9 protein-coding genes are annotated in these 18,101 nt (G+C 46.9%); 2 read left to right on the forward strand and 7 right to left on the reverse strand.

Annotated elements, in window-relative coordinates; translation table 11 throughout:
• Positions 1-274: 274 nt before the first annotated feature.
• From ACQY6I_RS04290 to ACQY6I_RS04310, 5 genes are all read right to left on the reverse strand, one after another.
• A complete protein-coding gene (locus ACQY6I_RS04290) occupies positions 275-1,990 on the reverse strand; it encodes a hypothetical protein (protein ID WP_428240236.1) in 1,716 nt (571 codons plus the stop codon).
• 3 nt (positions 1,991-1,993) lie between these two features.
• A complete protein-coding gene (locus ACQY6I_RS04295) occupies positions 1,994-2,551 on the reverse strand; it encodes a hypothetical protein (RefSeq protein ID WP_428240237.1) in 558 nt (185 codons plus the stop codon).
• An 85-nt stretch (positions 2,552-2,636) separates the two neighbouring features.
• Positions 2,637-7,598: an Ig-like domain-containing protein gene (locus ACQY6I_RS04300; protein WP_428240238.1), complete on the reverse strand. Its 4,962-nt coding sequence runs from the start codon at positions 7,596-7,598 to the stop codon at positions 2,637-2,639.
• Between the two features lie 343 nt (positions 7,599-7,941).
• Entirely contained in the window at positions 7,942-9,255 is a 1,314-nt protein-coding gene (locus tag ACQY6I_RS04305; RefSeq protein ID WP_428240239.1) for a tetratricopeptide repeat protein, read from the reverse strand.
• A gap of 2,333 nt (positions 9,256-11,588) precedes the next feature.
• On the reverse strand, positions 11,589-11,738 hold the full coding sequence (locus tag ACQY6I_RS04310; protein ID WP_428240240.1) for a hypothetical protein: 150 nt from the start codon (positions 11,736-11,738) through the stop codon (positions 11,589-11,591).
• A gap of 579 nt (positions 11,739-12,317) precedes the next feature.
• Between ACQY6I_RS04310 and ACQY6I_RS04315 the strand changes: the two genes are divergently transcribed.
• Positions 12,318-14,240 (forward strand): sialate O-acetylesterase, encoded by a 1,923-nt coding sequence (locus tag ACQY6I_RS04315; RefSeq protein ID WP_428240241.1) that lies wholly within the window; start codon positions 12,318-12,320, stop codon positions 14,238-14,240.
• Here the strand turns inward: ACQY6I_RS04315 and ACQY6I_RS04320 are convergent.
• Positions 14,237-16,390, reverse strand: coding sequence for an alpha-glucuronidase family glycosyl hydrolase (locus ACQY6I_RS04320; protein ID WP_428240242.1), 2,154 nt, complete (start codon positions 16,388-16,390; stop codon positions 14,237-14,239). The genes ACQY6I_RS04315 and ACQY6I_RS04320 overlap by 4 nt on opposite strands.
• Positions 16,391-16,965: 575 nt before the next feature.
• On the opposite strand from ACQY6I_RS04320, the gene ACQY6I_RS04325 reads away from it, so the two are divergent.
• The gene (locus tag ACQY6I_RS04325) at positions 16,966-17,175 is read left to right on the forward strand and encodes an integrase catalytic domain-containing protein (RefSeq protein WP_428240243.1); all 210 of its coding nucleotides are present in this window, start codon (positions 16,966-16,968) and stop codon (positions 17,173-17,175) included.
• 544 nt (positions 17,176-17,719) lie between these two features.
• On the opposite strand, the gene ACQY6I_RS04330 is transcribed toward ACQY6I_RS04325, so the two are convergent.
• A partial coding sequence (locus ACQY6I_RS04330) for a hypothetical protein (RefSeq protein ID WP_428240244.1) occupies positions 17,720-18,101 on the reverse strand: 382 nt, incomplete at its 5' end.

Raw genomic sequence — 18,101 nt, forward strand, 5'->3', positions numbered from 1 at the left:
CCTGACAGGTCTGGTTTTAATTCATCGTAGCAGAGATCTGCCATCACAAAGCTTTGGCCCGGCATTCTGTTGTTGTTATGTAACCTTTTCAGGGATTGTACGCAAAAAAATAGCGAAATCCACTCGTTCAGTGAAATTTCGCTATGAGGCTTTAGTATTACAGAAGGGCTGTTACTGATTGGAAAAAATAGTGGTTAATCGCCTGGACTGCCGGTTATTCGAGTCATAATAAGCGACGGTCGCCAGTTTGATACCGCAACCATCCAGGCGGCCTTCACTCCACCATCTCAACAGAAAGTTGATAACTACCATAGCGACCGATATAGCCATAGAGGGAAGGGTCCAGATAAACTGCATCGGTAGTTTCGATTTTCACGTATACCGTCTCGTTAAATGATGGAGAATAAAGCACCTCTGAACGAAAGTGAGACCCATCATGCAGGGGATAACAACCTTGCGGCGCCAGTTCGCAGTCTGTTGCATCATCATTGCGGATGGGATGGCTGTCTGCATCAATAAGCACATTGCCACTCTGATCAAGCAGCGTGATCAGGGTATCGGCACCATTACGTAACTCATGGGTAAAAATCCGGTAACGGTGACCGCCACTAAGCTGAACCGCAATCATATCCTGATCCGGCAGTTGATCATTACGGTACAGATAATGCTGGCGTCCACTGACACAGCTCCAGGGTAAGGTCTGACCGGAAAAATGACAGTTCAACAGCGCTGCTGACAAGCTATCATTATCGGGTTCATAAGCATCCTGCTGATAGAAGATACTCCGGTCTGCCAGTGCAGCCTGCCACTGACTGAGCTGTATTGATGAAGGCGACTGCGCCTGAAGCAGTCCGTCCCAGAACGCTTCAAGATTATCAGCACTGTCATTGACCGTCAGATAAACAGAAAATGACTCCCAAATGGATGCAACATCGGCACGCTGTAATAACAGCCACAATACTCTGGAAACCGCTGCTTCGTTACTGGCATAACGATAAGCGGAGCCACTGAGACTCGCATAATTTACCACCAGTGCCGGGTAACCGGCCTGATTATTATTGTCAACGTAATAACTGGTTTCCAGATAACCGGGAATCGACAGGCGCTGCGGGTCGTTCTCGCGAAGCCAGTTTTTGATCGCAATCTGCAGATAACTGGCATGTCCCTCGCTCCAGGTCAGGCGTAAATCCAGGTCATTGCTGGACAAAGTATGATACCCCCCTGGAGATTCACTCAACCCCAGAGAATATTCACAGTAATGGGCAAATTCATGCCACAGCACATCATCATCAAAATCATCCGTATCACCCGTAGGATCACTCAGCACATATATACCGGCACCCTGAGTACAGCTGCCGCCAGTCTGAGAAAAACAAGTGTAGGTCCCGGTTCGGTTGCCATACTGCCAAAACAGTTTTAAATCCTGCATGGCAACCGTATCGCCAGAATATGCGGCTACGAAGTTGTAACCAGACAGCATGACATCCATCATATTAAAGATACCGGCGACGCGATCATCGAGCATCATGCGAATATCTGCTTGGCTGCTTTCCGCTGTTACCGTGATGCTCTGGCTGACGGCATACTGACTGCCACTGTGGTTATGAACAGAAATGACATGGCCGGATTCGGTTTCGGTCTGTGCCAGAACCCGCAACGAATAATCCGCCGTAGTTATATCGGGAAATTCATAAAATCCGTTGTCATCCGTTAACGTCGTTGCTAACAGCTGATCCTCTTTGTCAATCAGATCCAGTACCACCCGACGCGCCGGTTTGAACGGTGTATTGCCGTTCACAAAACCGGAACTGCCATAGATTCGATCCTGGTATTCGATTCTGCCCGTCAGAACCACCTGGACACCCTCCGGCTTGGCACTGCTATCAATGTCCGCTTGTGACTGAGAACCGGAGTCCGTACCAGAGGCACTTTCCTGACAGCCTGCCAACAGAATCAGTCCGGCCAAAAGCAACCCATCTAACAACTTCATAAGTTAATGGTCCAGAGAGATCGTCAGAATAGTCTGCCCAAAGCGCTGTTCATACCGGTCATGATGAGCCACAACACTGGAACGAATGGTGGGCTGGCCTGGCAACGGACGGCTGTCGATTGCAGTCATCCGGATACCAGATACCGTTGCAGCCACCGCATTGGCAGAAATAACCTGTTGACTACCTGACGGTATCTGCCCGCTGAATACCAGAGTATGGCTCTCATTAGCAGCCAACAACCCCTGCCATTCAGTAACACCACTCAACACCAGCATTTGGTCCGGCACCGCAACGGTCATCACTATTTCCACGTCTTCCGGCAAGCCGGACATAACCAAAACATTAAAACGATATTCGGAACTCTGCAGAAGTGGTTCGATCTCTATTGAAACCGTCAGCGGAGAGTCCGGTTTGACAAACGGCCCGGCAACAGCAGAGAGCGCCAGTCCCAGCATCAGCAAAGACACAGCACACTGCCATAATACAACTCGCGATCGCGACTTCAGGGCATCCACAGCAGAGATGCAAGTAGGTATTATGGCAATAGACTGGTTTTGCATTTCAGTACTCCCACATCAGACCGCCTGCGCGGTCTGAGATAAATATGCAGACGTGGCGCGATAACCGCGCCACGTCCAATGGTCATTAATGACGGTGGTAAGCGTGCAGCTTACGGCGATCATAAGCACCTGCCGATCCACTACCCGCTGACCCGGGTTTGTAGAAATGTTCGTTCGGCGCCTCATTGGTATTGATCCAAATGGTATGACCATGGCAACCATCGCTTCCACAACCATTGACCTCTATACGCACATTCTCTGCGTTACCCGGCAGGTCAAATATGAAACTGAAGGTCCCGGCTTCCTTGTCGTAGGTCATGGGCATATCCCCCCATTCGTTGACCGACTGAAGGTTGGAATCGAAATAGAGATACATGGACGACTGAGTATCCGGATTCCAGTAATCGATATATCCACTGAGGTTATCGGGCAGGAAGTCGGTACTACCGAAATCACCCTGAACAGTCACACTGCCTTCGGTATTTTCACTATCATGATCAGGACTGGTGATATAGATATACTGTGGCGGCAAATTACCGTTACTGGTGCGGATCTGAACGTCATACCAATTGTGATCGGCATCGTTCACATTAATCCAGTTGTCACCATCGTAGAGCTCCACTTCGAAGCTGAACTGCCCACCTTCGATTTCAAATGTTCCCCAGCGATTGCCAGCCCAGTATTCACCGTGACCATTTTGAGTGCCTTCGGTCATGCCATTGATCGTCACTGACGTTAGCTCAGTACCCAAACCGGTGCCATCCCACTCAGCATATGCACAACTGAACTCAAACGTATTGTCCACCAAGCCGTTTGGTAACTGCAGTGATAGCGGAGAACTGCCAATCACATTGCTGTCTGACTTAATGGTAATGTTCTGCCAGTTCTGTCCATCAGAAATATCAACCCACTGGTAGTTCTCACTGGGGTTCTGGGCATCGTAATCGTACAGATTAACGGTAGCTTCCCAGTTATAGCTGCCAGAACCATTGGCGGTGGTCGTGGACTGCACCACGATTTCATCATTACTGCCACAGGTTCCGGTACTGAGTTTGATATTCTTACCAGGAATGGTCGAGGTACCAGAAATAGTGGCGGTCGTCGCAGTCGTAGCCGATCCACTATTACTATAACCATCGCCCAAGTCAGACAGGCTGACGCCATTTCCATCTTCGACACCGGTGATGGTCAACAGCGGTGCGGTATAGCTACAAATGGTATCAGAGGTCTGGACTTCCACACCGACCCAGGTATTGTTTACCTCATCATAAACATTGATGAAGTTGTAGGCATTGTTGCCACCAATCACCTGGAAAGTAGCACTGAATGTCTGTAGTTCTGTGCCGCTGCCATCCAGAATCACTTCCTGGTTTTCCCAGTAATAATCCTCATTGTTGGAGCCATTCCAGTCGATCCATAAGCGCTTGGCATTAGCCGGCGCGTTTCCTTCCACGGTAGCAGTACAGGCTGTAACACTCGCGATCAACTGACCAAAATTATCGACCGGTTCTGATCCATTGACGGCAACAATTTCAGGTTTCGGTATCGTGGCGCCATTTTCGGTATAGATATTAATGTTATACCAATTGCCATTGCCGTCTTCGATGGAAATCCAGTTCCAGCCCTGATAAACAGTGATGTCAAAACTAAAACTGTTATCAAGAGAATCGACACTGATATCCCCTTCACTCCAGGCACCATCGGTACCGGCGTGATATTTTGGAACAGGATCGAATCCAGGATCAGCAAACAGGCCGGATATGGTGACGGTGTCGGTATTGGTTGTCGCGGCAGTTCCATTCCAATCTGAACCCTGCCCCCAGTCTCCGGTCATTTGCAACTCAATCACGTCCTGTGTACTGGCATCGACAGTCGTTGGCGCGTTAATCACGACATCAGGTACAAATTCCGCACCGGTATCGGTATACACACCGAAACTGGCCGAGGTATTGAACCAGCTTCCCATACCATCATCACCGTTCAGGTTCAGGTTAACCCAGTTATCGCCCTTAAAAACATCCAGAATATCGTTATATGTCAGCAGGTCACCACTGATAGTGAACGCTGAACTGTTTTCACAGTAACTGACATTGTCATAGGCACCGGATTCATTCCAGACATTGATGTGAATATCGGCACGACCAGCGCCATTGTTATTACACAGCAAGCTGAGCATACTCATCAGATCGGCATTGTTGATATCAAACTGCCAGGTGACCTGAACACCAGTCGCTCCGGAACCAGCATCGGCAAAGTTCCACTCATCCAGTGTCAGGGTATCGAGGAAACTGTCATCGACATCATAGACATCGACGCTATAAACAGTAACCGCAGGCGCAATCCCACCAAGGGTTTGTACCTGGAAGAAACCATACAAATCGACACCATCATCAAAGTCCACCCAGTTCCAGCCCTGGAACAAATCGAGCGTCACTGCGGCCGATGCAGTCCCATTGCCGTTGTCACTGAATGTCAGCATATACTCCTCGTAACCACTGTCACTTCCCATAGACAGTCGACCACCTTTCTGCAGAGCCTCTTCAACATTGGGAGTGGTCACCGTAACGCTCAACTGGTCAGCACTACCGGCATCATAACCATTCTGATACTCATTAAACGTCAACTCAGAACCATCGGCAGAGGCCATATAGGTTAGATATTTCCGTTCGCCCGGGTTTTTGAATTTCTTGACTGCACTGACAGATGAGATATCACGAATAACATCGGTTACATCGACAGGGTTGGTGGTAGAGGAGAAATCGGCAGCAGTTAAAGATCCCATGCCAATGATTTCCCAGACAAATACTTCCCCTTCGTTCTCGATACCCCAATCTTTGCCTTGCTGACCGGATTCTTCATCACCGGTGTCAAAACCAAACAAATCACTCACATCCACAGCGCCCTGAGGCAAGCCTTGTGCTTCCGGAACGGTGAAGGACTTTTTACTCGTGCTGCCAGGGAACGATTCCAGATTACTGGCGTTAATCACCATAGCAAAACCAAGCTCGCTGGGATCTCTGACATTGGCAAGCAGAAGAACATAGCTGCTGGTACCAGTAGCCGGTTCAAATCGAAAGGTCAGGGGATCAGTTTCAGAAGGAGTGGAAGTCAATGTACTGCCATTGGTGATATCCACATATCCGGCTGCGTTGTTGGCTTCTTCAGACAACACTGCTTCCAGTAATTCAAAACTTTCAAGGTCCGTTCCGCGATGATCGAAACCTTCTGACATACGGGAGATTTTCCACACACCATTATTCAGTTTGACTGTTGCATACATGGTCTCTTCCGGACCACCAGAACAATCCTGGCTGCCATCGGTACTTTCGAACGACAGGGTGAATTCAAAGTTACCTTTAGAGCTGCTAACAATGTTGACGACATGGTTGATCACCGTGACTTCATCGTCATCATAAGAGCCAATCACGCCACTCATGGTAGTATCACAGAACTCCCAATGTTTAATCGCATTTTCCATCAGGTTCATAAACTCTGCCTGGCTCAGCCGGCCGTTACGGTTGATATCTTCATCCATAAAACCGCCTTCCGCCTGGACACTGTATTCGAAGACAAAACTACCGGACAAAACCGACTGTATCTGGGCCAGATTACGCTCGTTTACCCCGCGTATCCATTTGGCAAAAATATCCGCTATTGCAACCTGAGCGGCCTGAGTCTCTTCGGTGGCACTATCATCGACACCGTCGGCTTCAGTTGCAGCAACTGTCGAAAAAGCACCGGTTATATCTACAGCACTGTTACCAGCCATATCCTGAATACCAGAAATGGTATAGCTATAGGCAGTGCCCAGTTTTAAAGCCTCGGTGAGAACAAATTCATACAGATAACCATCATCACTGCCAACACTCATCACGCCGGGGAAGTCCCCCACGGATGGCTCAGAATTCAGTTTAAGTTTACCCAGCTTAAGAGGCTCATCTGCTCGAATACGAATAGCACTGTTGACACTGACATCCGTACTGCCAGCAGGACTGTTCAATGTCACTGTCGGGGCAGTACTGTCCACCGTCGTGGCATAGAAAGTTCCGACCGCTTCGTACCCCAGAGTGTTGCTGTATACATTGGCAACCCCCTCCGGTACGGTCACAGTATGAGGCCCGCTGGAAAGCTCAGAATCCGGTTCAAAAGTGGCGGCAGTCCAGTCAGCCGACAAAGACCATTTGCCACTGACGTCACCATTACCATCCTCCACCACAATATTCTGGACACTGCTACGGCTCATCGCCATGTCAAAGCTGATTTGAATCGCAGTATTTTGTGGCAACTCCAACGCGGCAGAACCCCACGTAGAGGTGCCATCAGTATTTTTTGATGCTCCAAACATGGTAACGACTCTGGGAGTCGCATCACTGACCTCTGCCTGCATATCATCCACAGTGACCGTTTCATCCTCTGCTTTAAATGCGGGAAGCACAGCAACGATTGGATCACTGGTCACACCGGCAACCGGATCGAATGTAGAAGGTTTATATACCAGCATCGTATAAGTCCCGGCCGGCAATGGGTCCCCTTCGACATAGGCATCACCATTTGCCGCCGCGCTGGTGCTACACTGAGAAATGCTGACACGATCCGTACACCCATAGCTGGAGAAGTCATATCCACCGGTGCTGTCGGTAAGATCCTGAGCCACCGGCGATAGCCACTCAGGATGATTTGCGTCATAGAGATAAACATAGGCATTGGCAAGCGCATCCCCAACCGCCAGCAGCGGAGAGTTGTCAAGCAAACCGGATATCATTGGTTTATTGGCAACCTGGTAACCATAACCATCGCCAGCCGCTTTCATTTTAGGAGCAGCAGCCATTTGTTTTTGTAGGATATACCCTGGTTTACTGGCTCCGGCCAGGTCACTGGATAAAGACACTGCACCGGAAATCCGGACAGATTGCACATCACTACCATCATCATCTACAGAAACATCCAAGTCATTCGAATCAGTACCTGATCCGGAAGAACTGGAGTTACAGGCAACCAAACTACCTGCCAACAGCAGCAGCAGCATTGTTCTGAACAGCGAGCTCATAAGAGACTTCCTCATCGGCTAAAGACACAGCGTTAATACAGCCACAGTTAAGAAACGCTGGTTAGCAGTCTAGTCACTCATGTCCGGTTTCAATTTGGTAGTGTGTTAATTAAATGAGTCGTTTTGAAAACAACTGTATACCACGGACAAATTCGCACGGAATTTTGACCCTAGTACCGGTTGTCCGCGGTGGATTTACCTATTAATACATTTGTGGCCCGAAATAACAGGCGCATGCGGGTATATCTTAAGAGTACGGATAGAGCAGTCTGGCTTTTTAAGCTGTTAGCCCGACATCATAAAAAACCAGGCGAAAAATCATCGTTAGTAAGAAAGGACTGACCTATCTCATATCCAAATCTTGCTGCAGATTAAAAACAGCCTGAGACCAATCATTCGGTTGATGCTGTCGAAAAAGAGTCATAGCCGGATACCATGGACTGGTTTTACCTTCAAACCAGCGCCAATCGGAATAATGTAAGAGCATAAGCTTAACGGGCACACCAACTAAACCGGCCAGATGTGCACCCGACGTATCGACTGTAATAACACAGTCCATTTCTTTTAAGAGAAGAGCCGTTTCATAAAAATTATATAAATGAGCAGAGAGGTCTATAACGAAATTCTCATAACCATTCTTTTCGATATCGGACTTACGGCCATCAAACTGAAAGCTATACACCTGAATATCTGGATTGCAGAATAGAAAACTAAAGTGGGAAAGTTCGCAGGAGCGATCCTTGGGGGTCTTTTTCCCAGCCCATATTAATCCAATTTTCTTTTTATCCACTGACGGAAAACTAAAATTAGTGCGACCTTTTAAGGCTAACGGCTGATCTAACTCAAAAATTTGCTTCTCAGTCGTTAACCCAAGCCTATAAGGTAGGCTCATTATAGGTACATAATAATCAACGGGCTCTATTACTTCATCAGCATCAACAAGACAAACATTTGGGATACATCTAAACAACTCCTCAAACACAGGCTTAGATTCCAGATACACAGTCGCACCGAGTTTATGCAACAAAGGAACAAAGCGAAGAAAATTCAATGTATCACCCAATCCTTGCTCCAAGGTTACATATATGACTTTGCCAAATAGGTTTTCTCCTCGCCACCTTTTATACTTTCGAACAGGATAAAGGTTAGGATATAACTGAGTTCTCCACTCATATGCCTCCCAACCCTCTCCAAAACGTTTAAGATGCAGTAAACAAAGTGCATGATGCCAATGATAGTCTGCATTATGAGGGTCATTCGCCAACAATGACTCGAATAACTCCAAAGCCTCGGTAGGTTTTCCCCGATGAAAGTAATGAAGTGCTAAATTTCGCACAATATCCTGGCCACCATGGATTTTGTGTGCTTGCAAAAGGTATATTTCGGCTAAGTCAAACTCTTTTAAATCGGTTAATAAATTGCCGTAGTTTGACAATAATGCGGGAGATTTTGGAAACTTCCTAAGACTCCTTTCATAGATTATCCTGGCTAAATCAAATTTTTTCCGCCTGCGATAAAATGCTCCCAGCTGGAGAACAGGTTCGATACGATCTGGATACTTCTCCAATTGTTCATATAAAAACTGTGTTGCCGCCCGCACCCTACCATGCTTGAGCAACATTTCTACTTTTTGAAAATTATTGAACCTTACTGTCATCTAACCAACAACACACCTTAGGGAAGCTCCGAAAAATGGCCTAGTTTCGCGCAGGAAGTTGTCAGCTTCGTCCGAAAGCGCACTCTCTCTCATTCTCATTCTCATTTACGCTAATAAACTGCAATGTTGCGAGTGGTGATTCCTAGCCTGCATCAAAACTATCCCTATTTTTCAGTCACCCCCTTAGAAATCATCTACGACTCAAAGCGCCTTTACAAAAACGCATCTCATCACCCATTACTCAACAGAAGTCTATCATTGGATCGTTGACTAGGCATCATCGATGTTTTTTTATTGTTTACGCTTAATGCAGGCTCTATTCTTTCAATTCTAAGGACAGCAAAATATAGCTTCTGGACAGAATTCTCATTGTGGAGACAACCAAAGTTCACATAAGAATTCATATCAGAACAACAAAGCTTTCCCGCAGAATAATACCCTTCAAATGCTTAAGCCAGAGAGCCCATCAACCAGCCCATAATCACTCGACCTTCAGCAAATTTATGGATGTCCTTTTTATTTCCTTTTATTTCGGTTTCACAAGATTTAGCGACCATCCACACAAATACAAACACGACACTACCAATTAAAATTGATCATCGGTTTTTCGAGATTAAAAACCCAGCCATTGTTCAGGGTGATTGCGATATAGAGCTTTTGGCTATAGAGATACTGAGGGGTCGTCTTTAATCAGATCTGTATGATCCACGACACTTGAACATCTTCCTGATCGAGATATTGCTCTACCGAGAAGTATGTCATATTTCCATTATTATATTGAGAGCACTCAATCTTTGAGGGGACATAGATCACCTCAAAAAATGAGTTTAATGAGCTGCGAGTAGGTAGCTATCATTAAAGCCATTTGATGATGTGATAATAATATCCGTTATCTTTTCTGTCCGTGTAAGAATGCTGATTGAACTGGTGTATGCGCCTCTGAATAACGGAAAATACAGGACCGGCTCTTTAACCGGTTATTTGCAAGCTCACCTGCGTCAGTTCTGTTACGCAGGCTTTCTGAAACAGCTTGGCAGGGCTATTGAGAACTGTATTCCAGATGATAGCTTCCAGCGAAATAACCAGAGAATCAAAGTCTACCGGGTCTCCTTCTATATACCATATAACTCAGAGGGATAACCCCTGAACTCCGACTACACCAATGCTCGGAACTGAATATCGGTAATTTCAATTTCCACTGAGGAATAACGGAGATCTCCGCAAGTACCCGTCGGAGAACCATCATCATAACCATATGACAATACCAACAGATAAGAGAAAACAACTAAGATACGAGGCGTATTTTATAGTGTCCTTATTAACTGTTGCTCTTTGTTTGCAATAGTTTCGATCCTGTCTACCGAGTCAGGCAGTGGCTTTTCAGAGCACCATTTTTGGATTATATCGGACAGATTGTAGATATACTCTCTAAATTTTCCTCACCCCACTGCCGCAGGAACGCGACTGAAATTACAAGGAAAATTATTCCTGTTCCGACCAAATTGCAGAAGCTTCTTGGCATATGCGTTGGATATTGGCAAAGGTTTAAACCTGACTTCATTATGAAAATGATGATGTTGATATATATTGTTCCAGCTAACTTAACCCAGATTTCAAATTAATGGATGCCTTTTTATTTGTTTTTATTCGCAACAGAATTCATATCAGAGCAACAAAAAAGCTTTCCCGCAGGATAATACCGTTCAAGCCGGAAAACCATCGATCAACCCATAACCATTCGACTTTCAGGATCATAGCGACCTGTTATCAGGATATTTGAGTCAGTTCAAACCTTCCTATGATACAGTTAAAACTCTCGGAGATAGAGGCAACTATATTCATCGTTTTCCAACCTGCTCACTTGCGAACGTAACAGCCGAAAAATGTTAACCAGTCTTAAGATAATGCTCTGAAGATATTTTTTGCCCTTTACTCCATCGCCGTTCAAATCGATCCGCATACTGTAATCACGAAACCCGTGAGCCCGCACAATCTCCATAAGACCGGCCATAAAGTTCCACATGTTTCAGCCATTGATCTAGGGCCTGCCGGCTAATCAGTTTTTCGGTATCAGGATGTATGACACCCCGTTTGTCATATCGCACACACTATCCGATGGTATCAATCAAATCGAAATAGTCTTCTCGGGTGAACGGGAAGGGCTGTGCAAATGAAATCCTGCTGACAGCCACTGAAGGGCGTCAGTGGTGATTCGGAAAAGAGATCTAATTTTAAATCTTTCTTGAGCACGTGTTGTTTATGGATAGGTTTGGATAATTGCTGCTTAGTTTTGGATAGGGTGATTTTGTATGTGGCATAATCGAATATGGTTGCTAAACAGAGGTAAAGTCACTGTCGACCAACCCCTCCACCATCCCTGCCCGCACCAGGTTCAGGTCCACATAAGCCATACAGGTCAACAACGCACCTTCATCCAATAGGTCTGAGATTTGAATCGCCCCTCCCAGAACCGGCCTTTGCAATTGCCTTTTTCATCGGCCATCCGGGTAATGGTTTCGTTCTCGCCCAGCATAACGCAACTGATGGAACATTGTTGTACTCGCCATGGGTGATGGTTACCGAGACAGCTTGCAGCTCAACCGGCAACATCGTCTCTCGAGCATCAATCAACGGTTGGTCACTCCCACGGCTGTACATCTGCAACCAGCACCCCATGCAGTGATCAAAAGACATTTCTTCCAAAGAGACTTGTTCGTTACGGGGTTTGGTCATGGTGGCGATTGTGAGTGGAAGTGAGTATGAATTTCAATCGCATGGATGCCCTTTTTAATTGTTTCAATTCGGTTCAGTACCGGTGTGCATGGAATTCCGGGTAACCCAAAAATTCGATAAAAATAGGATGAAAGAACAGACAAATCTGCGCCTGAAATCGGTGTGCTCTGAAAATATTCAAGACTGGAAGCTATTAGGGTGAGAAAATCAGCGCCTCCCCAATTCTTAATTAATTACCTCTTTGTGTGTTCTATGGTTCTTTCGGGCAGCTCCTTTCGGTACAATTTTGTGTGTATTACCAATTACAACCATAAAAAAGCGAGATACACATGAATAAATCTTTCAACGCAGGAGTACTTGCTGCTGCCGTAAGCCTTTCAGCTTTTGCCGCACCTGCTTTTGCCTTCGAACCAGCCTCTGTTTTTAATGACAACATGGTTTTACAACGCGATGAACCTCTGGTTTTTTGGGGGCGTGGCGAGCCAGGGGAAAAGTTCCAGTTAAGCTTTGCTGGCACGACAAAAAAAGTAAAAGTAGGCCGCAACGGTACCTGGCGAACCAAGCTAAAACCCTTAAAAGCGGGAGGTCCTTATCAGCTGAAGCTAGCGGACGGAAACAACACCAGCACGGTGAGCAACATAATGCTTGGCGATGTATGGCTTTGCTCTGGTCAGTCCAATATGGCATTTCGCATTAAAGACGCCACTGGCGACCTACCTTGGGAGGGCAAAGATGCTCCTGAACGTATTCGCATAATGACTGTTGAACGTGATTATGACGCCGCGCCTGAAAAGGAGCTGGCTAAAAAGGCTCAATGGCAGCCTGCTACCACCACTAATTTGGCAGAGTTTTCCGCTGTGTGTGCCTACTTAGGCGAAGAGATGGAAAAAACATTGGATGTGCCCATTGGGTTGATTAATTCATCTTGGGGCGGATCGCAGATAGAAGCTTGGATCAGCGCTAAAGAGCTTAAAGAGGTAGGTGGTTTTGATAATGACTTAAAGCTGCTGAGCACCTTTGTTGATGACCCTAAGCAAGCGCAGCAGCAATACGCGGACCAGTGGCAAGATTGGTGGCAACACCAGACCCAACCCTGGAAAACCCCGTTAACACAAACTTGGTTTGATGTGCCAGAGCCAGCCAGCTGGCGAACCTGGAAGGGGTTTGAAGATTTCAACGGGCTAGTTTGGTATCGCAACAACTTTAGTTTAACAGAAGCCGAAGCAAAACTTGGCGGCAGGCTCTCAATTGGTGGGATTGATGAGGTGGACCTCACCTGGTTGAACGGTCAGATCGTTGGTACCGAATTTGGCTGGGGTACTGAGCGAACTTACGATGTAGAACCCGGCGTGCTGAAGGCAGGCGAGAACCTGTTAATGATTAATATCACCAGCACCTATGGTGATGGCGGCTTGGTCGGCCCGGCCGATCATATAGCCTTAACCCTCAGTGATGGCAAACGTATTCCGTTGGGTGAAGGCTGGCGAGCCAGCCGAGTGCCAGAAAGTTATGGCTACTCGCGCAATGCACCTTGGCAAAGCATCAATGGTTTGAGCGGCTTATACAACTCTATGATCGCGCCGCTTAAAGGGTTACATATCCGTGGTGCAGCCTGGTACCAAGGCGAATCCAACACAGGCCGGGCCGGGGAATACGCAGGCTTAATGCAAGCGCTCATTCATAACTGGCGGGATGATTTTGGCAAAAACCTGCCATTTATTGTTATACAGCTACCTGGTTATGGTAATCCTAGCGCGAGCAGTGCAGCGGAATCCGATTGGGCGCAATTGCGTCAGGGCCAATGGCAAGCGGTTGCAAACGACAAAAATGCTGGTCTGGTAATTACTATCGATCAAGGCAACCCTGCCGATATCCACCCAAAAAACAAGAGCATAGTGGGCAAGCGCACAGCTGATGTTGCTTTAGCGCTAATGGGCGAAAAAGAAGCTATCACTAATGGAATCTACCCTGTAAAAGCGGAAGCAAAAGATGGCGATGTTGTGGTGATGTTCGACCCGGCGGATGAAACGTTGCAAGTTAAGGGCAGCAGTCAGCTTAACTACGTGGAGTTGTGCGCGGATTCTTGTAAGCGAGTAAATGCAACCGTGCGCGGTGGGGAACTGCACGTTGCATTGTCGCAAATGACCAATGCAACGCGCGTGCGTTACTGTTGGGCCGATGCGCCGGAGTGCCACTTGTATGGGCAGTCCGGTTTACCGGTCAGTTCGTTTGAAATTGACATCCAGCCTTAGTTGCCTGGAGCATATGGGTAACTGAGTTTAATGTAGTATTGCAAATCGTGTTTTGGCGGAGTTATATCTTTCGGTATAGCTTTGCCAGACACCTCACTGAAATAAGCCAGGCAGGCATCGCGCCACCATTGGGCTTCATCTACCTGAATTTGTAGGCGTTGCGCGGTGTCTGTAAAGCGCTCTTGGTCCACATAGGGTTTTAAGCTTTGCCAGGTTTGCTGCATGGCTTTGGCTTCTTCTACTCCGTGGTCGTAGTGTTCAATCAAACCTCGCCACAATGTTTTGCCTGACTGCAGTTTGAAGTCCCACGGTAAGTGGTGAAACCACAGCAAAAATTTCTCGTCCATATTTTTGGGATCAGCGAAGCTCTGGGCGACTTCTTTAGGGTATTGAGATAAAGCGTTGCTGCCAGTTTTGGTGCGGTCAAAGCCAATACCATTTTTATCCGCTTTGTGGTAGTAAGCCGGGTTCCATTCTGGACGGGGAAGATCGCTTACCCAAGGGCCAGGGCCATAGTGATGGCCAGTGGCCATTAAATGGGCTAAGCCTAATGGGGTCATGTAATCCACTACTGCTTCACGTGAGCGCATCATTATTCCCAGTGCGGGCTCTACAAATTTCTCTTCATTGGTAAAAGTCAGGGCTAACCAGTCACGACCAATAGCTTGCGAATCGGTGTATGGGTCCCACGCTAGGCGGCCATAAGCATACCAGTTGGCTTGGTTAAAAATAGATCCGCTCCAATTGCGGTGATGACCGATATTAGCGACACCGGCAATACCGGTTAATTTGTGGCTATCAAGACTGCCATCAATAACTTTGGCGACAGTGGAGCCTTTTCCTTTAACAAAGGTATCTGCTTCTAGCACTTCTTGATAGAGCGGCGCGAGGTAAGCTATATGAGTCGCGAAACCCAGATACTCTTTAGTGATTTGAAACTCCATCATCAATGGTGTATTCGGCATAGCACCAAACAGAGGATGGTAGGGCTCGCGTGGCTGGAAGTCGATCGCACCGTTCTTAACTTGCAGTAGAACATTGTCTTTAAATTTGCCGTCCAACGGTTTGAACTCGTTGTAAGCTTGCTTACCGCGATCTTCAGCATCGTGCTCGGAGTACACAAACGCACGCCACATAACAATGCCGCCGTAAGGCTCTAATGCCTCGGCCAGCATATTTGCGCCCTCGGCGTGAGAGCGACCATAATCGCCAGGACCGGGTTGGCCTTCAGAATTGGCTTTTACCAGAAAGCCGCCAAAATTGGGGATGATTTGATAAATCTCTTTAGCTTTATCTTTCCACCATTGGCGCACTTTTGGGTTTTGTGGATCGGCGTTTTCGAAGCCATCCAATTCCATTGGTGCGTTAAAACGGGCCGATAAATAAACTTTAATGCCATAGGGACGGAATACATCAGCCAGCGCGGCAGTTTTTTCAATGTAGCGGTGGTCGAGCGAGATGGCTTTAGAGTTAACGTTGTTTAATACTGTGCCGTTAATACCTAGTGCTGCATTTGCCCGAGCGTAATCTTTGTAGCGAGGGTTTGTAACGCCGGGCAACTCCCACCAGTCCCAAATAGAAGAGCCGGCATAGCCTCGCTCTACACTACCATCTAAGTTATCCCAGTGGTCTAGTACCCGTCGCTGTATCTTAGGAGATGATGAACGGTTCAGCTCTTTAAGGCTGGTTTGTAACTGCATTTGTTGTAACAGCTCAAATGCGCCATACAGTAGACCTTGCTCGCTGTTGGCTGCTATCAACGTTACCGGTTTTTTATTAATTTTGGCTTGAGTGATCAGGTAGCCTTCATCGCCCAACTCGGTAAGCCTGGCGGTGTCTACATCATTAGACGTTTGTGCTAATGCTTTGCTGGTCAGCAGCATCAGACTGGCTTTGCTAGCGTTGCTTTTGGTTGGTAATGGTTTACCTAACATTTTGCTAAACCCGGTTTGTAGCTCCTCAATAGCAAGTGCTCGGGTTGGGTTACTTACATCGCCAGGCACCAAGCTTTTGATCGTTCGGTTCACTTCTTTGGCATAACTTTTAGGAAGGGTTTGATATCGGAGCCATAGGTCGTAACCGTCTTCTGCATAAGCGCTTAAACTGGTTAGACTTGCGGCAATAAGGAGTAATAATGTAAATATTCTCATAATTATTATCATTTTTTGGAGTGGTTTTTAAGTTCAATTATTGTATTTATACTGCTCGCTGTGGTAGCGCTTCCACAGCGTACCAAATCTGCTCTTACGAGAACAGTAAGACATAAATCGTAGAGCCGTATTAACCTTACAACCCAATCCGCCGTTGCTGGCAGAGCCCTAATTAACCTTGCGCCAACTTCTGCATTAGCTTCGCAGTTTTCACTTTACAAAGGTGCGAATACGCCGATTAACGCGCCAACCCATGCGCATCATATTGTCGAAGACAACGATCCCCAACACAGGGCCAGTTCACTCGTCGAGTTATCTCACGCGACGATGCATTATCAGTCTCAGAACTCCCCAGAAAAGTGAGCACCGAAAGAGCATATCAAGGCCACCGCACGGGAATGCCGTCGGTTAGGTTATCGACAGGAGCATCAGTTATTGCGCCGAGAAGGCATAGAAGTGAATCACAAAATAGTCGAAGCTGGTTTAGCCGTCCGTAAATGCAAACGGCGGAAAGGCGTCATGGTGAATCGTCGGTCTCTATTGTTGCCCACCATACCTGATCTATGGGTTTGGTCATGGATTCGCTATCTGTTGTCAGGCGCATCAAATGTCTGACGATCGTAGACGGCTCTACGAGGAAATGCCTTAATCTACCAGTAGCGCATGGGATTTCGGATGATCAGGTAGTTCGCACATTGGATAGCATTTCAGCCTTTAGAATCTATCCAAAAGTCGTTAGAACGGACCAGGAACCCGAATTTACCGAAAAGACTCTCGACCAGTAAGCTTATCGCCACGGCGTTGAATTGAAGCTAAGGAACCTCTGAAAAATGGCCTATTTCGCACAGGACGTTGTCAACACCAGTCTCACATCCTCATTTACGTCAGTACATTGCTGTGTTGCGAGTGGTGCTTCCTCACCTGCATCAAAACTATGCCTATTTTTCAGAGGCCGCCTAATACAGCCTGGAAAAATCATGCACGGGAAGTGATACGCAATTGGCGGTAAGATTATAGTGAATGGTGACCGCACTCTTTCTTGAGTTATCAGACTCCCTAAAAATTTGTATCAATCGTCCGACCAGAGAAAAACGAATCAAAAACTACGGACATTACTAAGAGCTGGTTGGATTAAATGCTGGGGACAAGTACGTGTCCTTTTTATTGCTATCAGTCCATGATCATTCAACCTTCAGGGTTATACAGCGACCTGTTATAGGGGAGTATTCGAGTCCGTTCAAACTTCCATATAACACAGTTAAAACCCTCACAGATAGAGGCGCCCATATTCAACCTGCTCACTTGCGAGCGTATCAGCCGAAAAAAAAATTAACCAGTCTTAAGATAGTGCTCTAAAGATACTTTTTGTCCTTTACTCCACCGCCGTTTGAATCGATCCGCATACTGCAATAACGAAACCCGCGAACCAGCACAATCCCCATAAGACCGGCCATAACTTTGAACATGTTTCAGCCATTGATTTGGATCGATACCCAGCCGACTAATCAGTTTTTCGGTATCAGGATTGATGGCACCCCGTTTGTCCTGTCGCAGACATCGCCCGGTGGTGTCGATTAACTCAAAATAGTCTTCTCGGGTAAACGGAAGGGCTGTGTGAATGGAATCCTGCTGACGGCCACTGAAGGGCATCAGTGGAGGTTCGGGAAGGTGATCTAATTTTAAATCCTTCTTGAGCGCACGTTGTTTATGG

The organism is Gynuella sp. (genome assembly GCF_050297175.1).
In the GTDB taxonomy this organism is placed as follows: Bacteria; Pseudomonadota; Gammaproteobacteria; order Pseudomonadales; family Natronospirillaceae; genus Gynuella.